This window comes from Streptomyces sp. NPDC050743, from assembly GCF_044456925.1.
Classification (GTDB): domain Bacteria; phylum Actinomycetota; class Actinomycetes; order Streptomycetales; family Streptomycetaceae; genus Streptomyces.
The window spans coordinates 1-9,512 of record NZ_JBITGJ010000176.1 but is presented as its reverse complement, the minus strand read 5'-3'; the positions used below and the strand labels follow the sequence as shown (position 1 = coordinate 9,512).

The 9,512-nt window shown below is 69.4% G+C and carries 12 protein-coding genes; 5 read left to right on the top strand and 7 right to left on the bottom strand.

Translation table 11 applies throughout. From position 1 onward, the window contains the following. Positions 1-163: 163 nt before the first annotated feature. On the bottom strand, positions 164-1,582 hold the full coding sequence (locus ACIBJF_RS49720; protein WP_399184502.1) for an MFS transporter: 1,419 nt from the start codon (positions 1,580-1,582) through the stop codon (positions 164-166). A 139-nt stretch (positions 1,583-1,721) separates the two neighbouring features. After that, entirely contained in the window at positions 1,722-2,678 is a 957-nt protein-coding gene (locus ACIBJF_RS49715) for an NAD-dependent epimerase/dehydratase family protein (protein WP_399184501.1), read from the bottom strand. A 127-nt stretch (positions 2,679-2,805) separates the two neighbouring features. Between ACIBJF_RS49715 and ACIBJF_RS49710 the strand changes: the two genes are divergently transcribed. Continuing rightward, positions 2,806-3,513: a TetR/AcrR family transcriptional regulator gene (locus ACIBJF_RS49710; protein WP_399184500.1), complete on the top strand. Its 708-nt coding sequence runs from the start codon at positions 2,806-2,808 to the stop codon at positions 3,511-3,513. A gap of 52 nt (positions 3,514-3,565) precedes the next feature. Here the strand turns inward: ACIBJF_RS49710 and ACIBJF_RS49705 are convergent, their stop codons facing one another. Beyond that, positions 3,566-3,910, bottom strand: a complete 345-nt coding sequence (locus ACIBJF_RS49705; protein WP_399184499.1) for a hypothetical protein — start codon at positions 3,908-3,910, stop codon at positions 3,566-3,568. Between the two features lie 56 nt (positions 3,911-3,966). Here ACIBJF_RS49705 and ACIBJF_RS49700 point away from each other — a divergent pair, with 56 nt between their 5' ends. Continuing rightward, a complete protein-coding gene (locus tag ACIBJF_RS49700) occupies positions 3,967-4,095 on the top strand; it encodes a hypothetical protein (RefSeq protein WP_399184498.1) in 129 nt (42 codons plus the stop codon). 173 nt (positions 4,096-4,268) lie between these two features. Here ACIBJF_RS49700 and ACIBJF_RS49695 read toward each other — a convergent pair whose 3' ends face one another. The 3 genes from ACIBJF_RS49695 to ACIBJF_RS49685 all read right to left on the bottom strand — a co-directional run bounded on the left by ACIBJF_RS49695 (position 4,269) and on the right by ACIBJF_RS49685 (position 6,111). Continuing rightward, complete coding sequence (locus ACIBJF_RS49695; protein ID WP_399184497.1) at positions 4,269-5,153, bottom strand: alkaline phosphatase family protein; 885 nt, start codon at positions 5,151-5,153, stop codon at positions 4,269-4,271. 304 nt (positions 5,154-5,457) lie between these two features. Beyond that, positions 5,458-5,682, bottom strand: a complete 225-nt coding sequence (locus ACIBJF_RS49690; RefSeq protein ID WP_399184496.1) for a hypothetical protein — start codon at positions 5,680-5,682, stop codon at positions 5,458-5,460. A 75-nt stretch (positions 5,683-5,757) separates the two neighbouring features. Further along, positions 5,758-6,111 carry a VOC family protein gene (locus ACIBJF_RS49685; RefSeq protein ID WP_399184495.1) on the bottom strand — a complete coding sequence of 118 codons (354 nt, stop codon included), beginning with the start codon at positions 6,109-6,111 and terminating at the stop codon, positions 5,758-5,760. A 308-nt stretch (positions 6,112-6,419) separates the two neighbouring features. Here ACIBJF_RS49685 and ACIBJF_RS49680 point away from each other — a divergent pair, with 308 nt between their 5' ends. Further along, positions 6,420-7,397: an alpha/beta fold hydrolase gene (locus ACIBJF_RS49680; protein ID WP_399184494.1), complete on the top strand. Its 978-nt coding sequence runs from the start codon at positions 6,420-6,422 to the stop codon at positions 7,395-7,397. 248 nt (positions 7,398-7,645) lie between these two features. Here ACIBJF_RS49680 and ACIBJF_RS49675 read toward each other — a convergent pair whose 3' ends face one another. Next, positions 7,646-8,107 carry a DUF2199 domain-containing protein gene (locus ACIBJF_RS49675; protein WP_399184493.1) on the bottom strand — a complete coding sequence of 154 codons (462 nt, stop codon included), beginning with the start codon at positions 8,105-8,107 and terminating at the stop codon, positions 7,646-7,648. A gap of 423 nt (positions 8,108-8,530) precedes the next feature. On the opposite strand from ACIBJF_RS49675, the gene ACIBJF_RS49670 reads away from it, so the two are divergent. Together ACIBJF_RS49670 and ACIBJF_RS49665 are read left to right on the top strand one after the other, a co-directional pair. Then, complete coding sequence (locus ACIBJF_RS49670; protein WP_399184492.1) at positions 8,531-9,040, top strand: hypothetical protein; 510 nt, start codon at positions 8,531-8,533, stop codon at positions 9,038-9,040. Between the two features lie 85 nt (positions 9,041-9,125). Further along, the gene (locus ACIBJF_RS49665; protein WP_399184491.1) at positions 9,126-9,428 is read left to right on the top strand and encodes a hypothetical protein; all 303 of its coding nucleotides are present in this window, start codon (positions 9,126-9,128) and stop codon (positions 9,426-9,428) included. Positions 9,429-9,512 lie beyond the last annotated feature (84 nt).

Genomic DNA, 9,512 nt, shown 5'->3' with positions numbered 1-9,512 from the left:
CCTGACAGCGATCCGGCTATCCCTGCCCTGCTCCGCAGGAGTCCGATTCCTCCCCGGCCTGAAGGCCGGGGCATCCTCGGAGGAACCCGGTGAACCCGACGGAGACCGACAAGGGCCTCCCGTACCTCAAGTCCCTCGTCCACGCCACGCCCACACCACCCCGCTACCTCCCTCGGCTCTTCGTCGGCACGCACAGCCATGCGAGAACCGCTGCCGTCAGGTAGGCGAGCGCGCCCACGGTCATGCTGATGCGCAGTCCGGTGGTGTAGTGGGTGGCCGTGGCGAGCAGGCTGCCCCCGAGCGCCACGCCGGTGGCGCTGCCGATCTGGCGGGCGGTGTTGAAGAGGGCGGAGGCGGCACCCGAGTAGGAGGCAGGCGCGGCGCCCATCACGGTCGCGGTGGAGCCGGTGAGGGCGAAGGACGTACCGAATCCCGCGGCCATCATCGGGGCCACCAGCAGCGGGTAGGCGGGTTCGGCACCCGCCGCGGCCCAACCCGCAAGCCCCAGGGCGGCCAGGAGCATGCCGGCGACGACCAGGGGACGGTCACCGGTACGGCGGGACAACCGCCCGGACAGCACGGAGGCGAACATGGTCATCGCCACCGCCGGGAACAACGCCAGCCCCGTGCCGAGGGCGGTGTATCCGCGCTGGTGCTGGAACTCCAGGCTCGCGGTGAACACCATGCCGTAGAAGCCGAAGTTGAACAGCAGTCCCATGACGGCTCCCCCGCTCAGCGCCCGTGAGCGCAGCAGGCGCAGGGGCAGAACGGGTGACCGGGCCAGCCGCTCACGTACCAGGAAGGCCGCGGCGGCCGCCCCGGCCAGGCCCACCCCGGCGAGGACGGCCGGGTCCGTCCAGCCGCGCCGTCCGGCCTCGTTGAGCGCCGCGGTCAGCAGCGCCACCGTCGCCACGACCGCGCACTGCGCCGGCCAGTCCAGGGGCCGGTCGGCACGCCGGGGTGAAGGCGCCACGTGCCGCAGGCTCAGCAGCAGGCAGGCCGCACCGACGGGAAGGTTGATGAGAAAGACCCAGCGCCACCCCACCGTCGACACGAGCAGGCCGCCCAGCAGCGGCCCGGCCGACGCCGCGATGCCTGCCATGGAACCCCACAGCCCGAAGGCCCGCGAGCGTTCCGCCGGTTGCGGGTAGGCCTGCTGGAGCAGGGCCAGGGAACCGGGCACGATCAGCGCCGCGCCGAGCCCCTCCAGCAGTCGGGCGGTGACCAGGAACGGGGCGTCCGGCGCGAGGGCGCACGCGGCCGAGGAGACGGTGAACACGGCCACGCCCCAGCAGAAGACCCGCCGGTTGCCGAGCCGGTCGCCCAGGGCGCCGCCGGTCAGCAGGAAGCCGGCGAAGACCAGGGTGTAGCCGTCGGTGATCCACTGGATGCCGGTGAGCGAGGTCGCCAGGTCCCGGCCGATCACGGGCACGGCGACGTTGATGACCGTCACGTCCAGGATGACCATGAAATACCCGGCGCACACGGCGAGGAGCGGTACCCAGAAGTGCCGCTTGGGCTCGGGGACCGACGGACGAGAGGGCGGGGGCCCACCGCCGTCGTTCGGCTCCGCGGACGCCACGGTCTCAACCCCATCCCGCACACGGACGTACACAACCGAACGTCACAGTAAGGGACATGTGCCGTGTATTCCGGGACGACCCGGCCGCCGTGCCTGACGGCTTGCGGCCGTCACCGGCTGTCGGCCCGGCGGGCGGCTGTCAGTGGTTCACCATCCACCCGCGGTACCAGTCCAGCGTGACGTCCAGCGCATGCCCCAGCGAGGTGGGGGTGGCGCCGAAGGTGCGCTCATAGGTGGAGGAGTCCATGATCTGCGGTTCCGTGTGCTGGTAGAACATCTCGGCGTACTCGGCCATGAACTGCTCGTCGAACGGGCCGAAGGGACGGGGCTCTTCGAGGACCACGACGTTCAGTGACCGGGCCACCCGCTCCTCGATCATGGTGTGTATCTCGCGTGTGCTGACCGCCGGCGCGGTGGGCAGGTGCCACACCCGGCCGTCGCCCTGCGGACGTTCACCCAGAGTCGCGAGGCCGGCGGCGACGTCGCCGATGTACGTGTAGCTGTGCGGCAGGTCCATGTCGCCCAGGCCCAGGACTTCTCCCCCGGTCAACGCACCGGGGAAGACGGCCGCTCCCAGCGTGGAGTTGAGCACCCCGGGGCCCACGAAGTCGGCGGAACGGCCGAGGACGATCCGGGCCCGGCCCTCGCGGTGCGCGGCCAGGTACCGCTCGTCGAGCTCGGCCCGCATACGGCCCTTGCGGCTGGTGGCCTTCCACGGCGTGTCCTCCGTCATCGCAGCTCCGCCCGTCTCGCCGTAGGGGTAGAGGGTGTCGAGCACGACCAGGCGCGCGCCCGTGTTCGCGACGGCACCGAGGACGGCCTGCTGGATGCGGGGCATCACCTCGACCTGGAGGTGATAGGCGACGTTGACGCAGTGGTAGACGACGGCGGCTCCGGCTACGGCCTGCCGCGCGCCGTCCGCGGTGCTGACGTCGGCGGCGTATCGCTCGACGCCGTCGAGCGCCGCACCGCCGGCGGTGCGGTCCACAAGGCGCACGGCGTGGCCACGGCGGACCAGCTCGCGGGCGAGGGCGGTGCCGGCAGGCCCGGAGCCGAGGACGGCGTGGAGGGCACGGGAGGTGGGGGCAGCGGACATGACTGGCTCCTTCAGTTATCCACACTCGGAACAGTTAGAGACTGTAACTTTTGCTAGAAGTCATAGCAACAGTGGAAGGTCAGGGCCGGCGTTAAGGTGTGTCACGAGATCACGGAAGGAGTCGCTCATGGCCGCCGCTTCGCTCAGCCCGAGGGCCCGCTACCGGGAGCAGACACGCGCGGAGATCAAGGAGATCGCGCTCAAGCAGCTCGCGGAGGGCGGTACGGCGTCCGTGGCGCTGACCCGGATCGCCAAGGAGGTCGGCCTGTCCGGCCCCGCCCTGTACCGCTACTTCGACAGCCGTGACGCGCTGCTGAGCGACCTCATCCGCGATGCCTACACCGACCTCGGAGCCGCGGTCGCGGCCGCTGCGGACGGGCTGCCCGCGGATGCGGCTCGGCGGACGCGCCTGCGGACTCTCGCGACAGCCGTGCGCCTCTGGGCCATCGCGCACCCTCATCGCTATCTGCTGATAGAAGGCACTCCGGTGCCGGGCTACACGGCCCCGCCCGACACCCTGGACAGCGCACGGGCGGTGCTGGGACCGTTCCTGGCCTGCTTCGAGGCGGCGGGCCCCACCCCCGCAGTACAGCCACTCGTGGACCAGATGACGACGTGGGCCCATGAGGACACCGCGGTGGCCGAATGGGCCCGCGGACACGTCAGCAGCGGCAGTGAAGGGACCGCCCTGGCGGGAGCCGTGCTGGCCTGGACCCAGCTGCACGGCGCCGTGAGCCTGGAAGTCTCCGGGCAGTTCCGGGGCATGGGCCACGACGGAGGCACCTTGCTCACGGCACAGATGGACTCACTCGCGGACAGCTTCACCCTGCAGTGACCCGGCATCCCCTGGTCATGAGGCGCACCTCCAGCGCGCCTTGATACGGCAGTCAGTCGCCAGGCCGGAACCGGAGCGCCGACCACGTGTCGTCGATGGCGATCTGCCGCACCGGCCGCACGCCCCGCTCGGACAGCGCGGCGGCCAACCTGTCCCGGTTCAGATCCGTTCCGAGCTTCCCGCCCTTCGGGTAGGCCACCCACGCGAGGGCATCGCGCCGCGCGGCGGCGAGCGCCGCCTGCGCATCGGCCCCGAGAAGATCACCCGAGGTGGTCACGAAGACGAGCACGGCATCGGCAGAAGCCGCGTCAGCCCCGGCCTCCACGTCCAGCTGGACGTCGTCGGGCTTGCCCAGTACCGCGACACTCTGACCGGGCTTGATCTGCAGCTTGCTCATGACGGACACCTCACTGATCCTGCCATCTGGGACGCGGCACCTCCCACCCAACCTCCATGCCAGGAGACGACCGTGTCCCGGACGACCAGCCCGAGGGCCTGATCGAGGCAGCGTGCGCCGGTGCGGTGTTCGGCGGGCAGGATGTAGGCGCGCAGGCCGCAGGCGGTGGCGCCGCCGTCGCGTAGGCGCCCCGCCAGCCCGTGAGGTGCTCGGTGAGCCGGGCGGGGGGTGACGTCCGCCAGGTCGTGCGTGCCGGCGGCCGCGCGGTGGATGGGCAGGACCGCCGCCTCCTGCGAGGCGGCGGTCCTGGTGCGGTGTCACCGCCGCGGGCCGGCTGTGCAGGGAGCCTGCCCCGCGGTCAGTTCCAGACGCCCGTGATGTCGGAGGCGTTGGCCGCGGCTCCGGCGTGAGTGGTCAGCCCGGCCAGGTCCTCGAGGGTGCGCAGCGTGTTGTAGTGGTTGTAGCGCGTCGAGGTGGAACTGCCCGGCGCGACGTGCGCGCCGTAGAGCACGGTCGCGATGTGGTTGCTGTGCGAGCTGTCGTCTTCGTCGAAGGTGACGGCCAGGATGCTGTTGTGCGTCTTGGCCCAGGTGGCGTAGGCGCCGAGATTGTTCTTCAGCCAGTTGTCGCCCGTCGTGATGGAGCAGTCGTGCATGTCGTTGCACAGGTTCGGGATGACGAACGAGACCTTGGGCAAGGTGGTGTAGTCCGTCGGGAACTGCGTGAAGGTGTGCGCCGTGTTCAGCGGGACGTTCTTGAAGGCGAACCACGGGTTGTGCTTCCGGGCGTACTTGGTGGCCGAGTTGGTGCACACGGTGGAGCCCGCGGAAGGCAGGCCCTCGTTGTAGCTGCCCCAGGTCTTGCCGGCGGCGATGAGCTCGGAGCCGAGGTTCGCCGCGCTGCTGAACTGTGGGGTGTAGCAGTTGTCGTTGGTGACGCCCTGGTTGTTGCCGGAGAACAGGTCGAGGTAGTTCGGCTGGCTGGGGTGGGTGATGGCGAACGAGTTGGTGAGGTTGGCGCCACCCGCCTTCAGCGTGTTGTTGAGGTACGGGGCACTCGTACCGCCGGTGACCTGTTCGTAGGAGTGGTTCTCGAACACCACGACGATCACGTGGTCGGGGGTGGGCAGAGCGGCGGCCTGCGCAGCCGGAGCGGCGGCCCATGTCCCGACCAGGGAGGCGGGGAGGGCGACGACGAGGGAGAGCGCCCGGCGCGAGCGCTTGATGCGGGACAGCAAGGACACGGTGGGCCTCCTGTGTGAGCGGTGTGCGGGGAGGTTCTCCACTGATCAGGTCCTTTCTGATCAGGCGTTAGGAGACTAGAGGTGCGTCGTCGCTGCCTTCAGGTGCCTGCCCGTGAAGACCCCTCGAACAGCCGTTGGCTGCCAGTGGCTCCTGCGCTCCTTGTTTTCACCTGCTGGAGGGTTGCCCCGCACACCGGGACCCCGCTCTGAACACCCGTGCTGGGCCGGATGCGTCCTCGACTCGGCACCTGTGGGAACAGCAGCAGCTCAGCGGCTCGGGTCATCCAGGCACAGCGAGGGCTGACTACACCTCACCGGTCGCGAACAGCTCCAAGTGCCCGCACTTGGAGCAGCGGAACGCCTCGATCTGCCGCCGGGGCCGGCCCATCCGCTTGGCACCCCCGAAAATCCCCCGCTCCAACGCGCCTTCGATCCAGCGCGCGTAGCCACGCGAGTGCTCGCCGGCGTCCTCTATGAAACCTTCCATCAGACCGACGGTGCCGCACTGGGTGCACGTGTAGTTGTTCATCCGGTGAGTGTAGGAAACGCTGCGCGCGTCCGGGACGGAGCAGCCCTCAGCCGTCGCCTCCTGCCCGGCTGGGAGTCAGGCCGGCTGCCACAGCTCGACCCGATTGCCCTCGGGATCCGTGACCCAGCCGAATCGACCGACACCCTCCATGTCCTGCGTCTCTTCAGCCACGTCCGCTCCCTTGGCGCGCAGTTGCGCGAGCATCGCATCCAGGTCGCGGACCCGGAAGTTGAGCATGGTCTGCTGGGCGCGGGACCCGAAGTAATCGGTCTCGGACTCGAACGTCGCGAACACCGTCGGCCCGGCTGCCTGACGCCACAGACCGTTCTCATCGGCGTCCAGGCCCAGGCAATCGCGATACCAGGCGCTCAGGGCCGCGGGGTCGGCTGCCCGCAGGAAGTATCCACCGATTCCAAGCACACGTTCCATGCCGCCATCCTGCCAGGACGGCGATCGGACGGGCCGCCATCCACAGCATCCGCCGCTTGAACGAGCGGTGCTTGTCGGCGTTGAATGAACGGGGTCCGGCCACGCGCTGCGCTACCGATCAGCCGTACGAGACGCTCGTACATGCACATCACGACCGGACAGAGATCATGCCCGTCCCAACCAGGGAAGAAACCTGGCCTCACTCCAATGCCGCAGGTCCCTCACCCGGCTGGGCGACGCCGCCGGGCCCGCACCCGTCGATGCGCCGAGGCTGTGAATCGTAAGACCCGACGGAAAGCGAGAACGGTATGACGGGCTCTGCGATATCCGGCTCATTGCGCCGTGCCAAACGCCTCCGCGTCGCTACGGCAGGAGCCGCGGTCGCCACCTTGTGCACGGGGGCCACAGCCCCGGCGCCGGCAGACAGCAGCGCGGGAAACGGCGCGGCGCCGACGATCGTCCTGGTACACGGCGCATTCGCAGACGGCTCCAGCTGGAACGGGGTGATCGAACGGCTGGAGCGCCGCGGGTACAAGGTCATGGCCCCGGCCAACCCGCTGCGCGGGCTGTACAGCGACTCGACGTACATCGCCTCGGTGCTGAAGTCGATCAAAGGTCCCATCGTCCTCGCCGGCCACTCCTACGGCGGAGCGGTCATCAGCACAGCTGCTGCTGGCAATCCGCAGGTGAAGTCCCTGGTGTACGTATCCGCGCTGATGCCCGACGTCGGCGAAAGCGGTATGTCACTGGCCGCCCGGTTCCCCAGTGCCCTCGCCACCGCCACCAACTCCGTGCCCTACCAGACCGGGGACACGAGCGGCACGGACCTCTACCTCAAGCGAGACAAGGTGCACCCCGTGTTCGCCGCCTGCCTGCCGGAGAGCCAGGCCAACCGGCTGGCAGTCACCCAGCGCCCGGCCGCCACGACCGCGTTCTCCGAGAAGGCCAAGGTCGCCGCGTGGAAGGACATCCCGTCCTGGGCCCTCGTGGGCCGGCAGGACATGACCATCAACCCCGAGCAGGAACGCTTCCAGGCCAAACGCGCCCACTCCCACACTGTGGAGATCGATACCTGCCATGTCTCCCTCATCGCCCAGCCCGACGCCGTCGCCAATCTGATCCTTCAGGGAGCGGCTGCTGCCGGGCCCGAGCCACAGCAGGCGCAGACCGGCACCGACGGGCGCACCCAACAGACCACCATGCTCGGTGCCGCTGCCGCTGCCGTCCTGACCACGGGCGGCGGCCTGTTCCTCCTCGGCCGCCGACAGCACCGCCACAGACGCTGACAGGCACAGCACACCGTCCGGGGAGTTGGGTGGGCGTGAATGCGGCGGGGCCGGGGGTGGCGAGGGCTTCGAGCGCGGCCGGCGTGGAGTGCGGACAGGCGCCTGGCGCGACTGAGGGGAGGACGCGGTCGACGAGGTCGGTGAGCCTGATGCCGGCGGGGCGGTCACCGCCCGGGCGCGCGGCCACCAGTGCCCGCGCCGCGGCCTGGCCGTGTCCGGTCCGTCGAGCATGCCGTGTCGCGTCGGAATCAGAGGTCGTCCCTGTCGGAGTGGAGGACGGCCTCCGCGATCTCGCGCACGCGGTCCTGGGTGATGCCGGTGCGCTGTTCGACGGCGAGGGGGTGGTCGGTGGGTTCCAGCTCGATGAAGGGGCGCCGGCCGATCGGTCGGGTATGGGCGTTCGTCTTCAGGTCGAGGGTGCTGGGCGAGTACAGGCTCAACTCGGTGGTCAGCCAGCCGAAGTACGGTTTCTCCGCTTCGCGACCGGGGGTGTTCCACATGTCGAGGGCTCGGGCGAAATTGTCACGGCTCAAGGAGACCCAGACGCCCCAGGAGAAGGAGTCGTCCCTGCCGATCACAGGTATCTCGATCAGGCCCTTGATGAAGAAGTGGCGGCCTTGGACGACGCACTGGTCGGGAGAGAGCATGCTGTCGGGATCGTCCGCGAAGCGCTGGTCCCATACGTCAGGAGCCATGGTGGAGTAACCCATCGGAAGCTCCGAGTGGTACTGCCCGCAGCATGAACATGTGAAGCCGAGGTCGTTAGCCATGGCGGGGAGCTTAACCAGCACCGGTTCACGGAATGCGCCCGACGCCGGCAAGCGTCCGGTCCAGCCCACCGCGACCTGATCGTGTCGCTGCCGCATGTGTGCGGCAGGGTGATCCCAAAGGGTTGTCCCGGTGCCATGGGCAGGCAGCACGCCTCGCACCATGGTGGGGCCGTCGGACCCGTCGAGGCCGCAGCAGCAGCCGCCATCAAGATGCTCGAACGAGAGATGTTCGGCCGCGCAGGCATCCAACTGCTCCGCAGGCGCGTCCTCATGTCCTGATCACCGACCAGGGGAACTCGATGGCAGCAGCATCGGCGGACGTGCGAGCCTTTGCCTCCCGGATCCCCCACCGAGAAGACTGTGATGACCCCCGACGACGCCCTCAAGCAGCTCAGCCACCTCGCACGCGAGAGGGCGTTCGGCAGGCATGTCGGGTCTCACCTGCTCATCCAGGCAGGGCTCGACGCCCTGGTTGCCGGGGTCGAAAGCCCCTCCCTCGCCATGCTGGCCGGCCTCCTCCGGAGCGAAGAGCCCGAAGCGCCAGAGCTCTTCGACCAGGTGCTGGACGAGTGGGGACCGCTCTTCCACCCGCCTGCCGACCCCCGGGCCGCGAAGTGGGCGGCGACCTGTTGGATCGCCGGCCAGATCGCCGACGAATCCCTGGATCCGGCCACCGGCACCCACCTCATCTGGTCAGACATCGCCTACGACCTCGGCTACCCCGAAGCGCTGGAACCGCTTGGCCACTGCGCTCACAACCTGGACGACTGGCAGGAGAGCCGGGGAGTCTCCCTGGAGAGACTCAACCGGGACGCGGTCGAGGCAGCGAGGCAGTTCTTGGGCAAGCACTCGGCAACAGAGGCGGAGGACTGACCACCACTTCGTTCTCGCTCTCGGATTCGTCCAGCCTCGACCGATCCCTCGCTCAGAGTCTCCCGCATCATGCAAGAGTGGACCCATGACGGCACCGGAATCCGCGGTCGTGGCGGTCGACGAGGTCGAGGGGCTGGCCGTGGACGGGCTGCGGTGGCTGACCGCGGCCGCGCGGGAAACGGCCGACGGAGGTCTTGCCTGGACGACCAGGCCCTCGGACGACGAGACCAACCCGACGCTCTACAGCGGTACAGCCGGGATCGTCCCCGTACTCCTGGAGGCGTGGCGGCACTTCGGCGACGACTGCTACGCCGACACCGCGCTGCGCGCGGCCCGCGGCCTCATGGACTCCGTCGACGGCATCGACGACGACTCCCTCTACCTTTGATCTTGGCCGGTGCGCCGCCCTTGGGGGCGGTGGTGAAGGCCATCTCAAGCCCGCTCTGACCCGCACGTGAGCACGGGTCGGCAC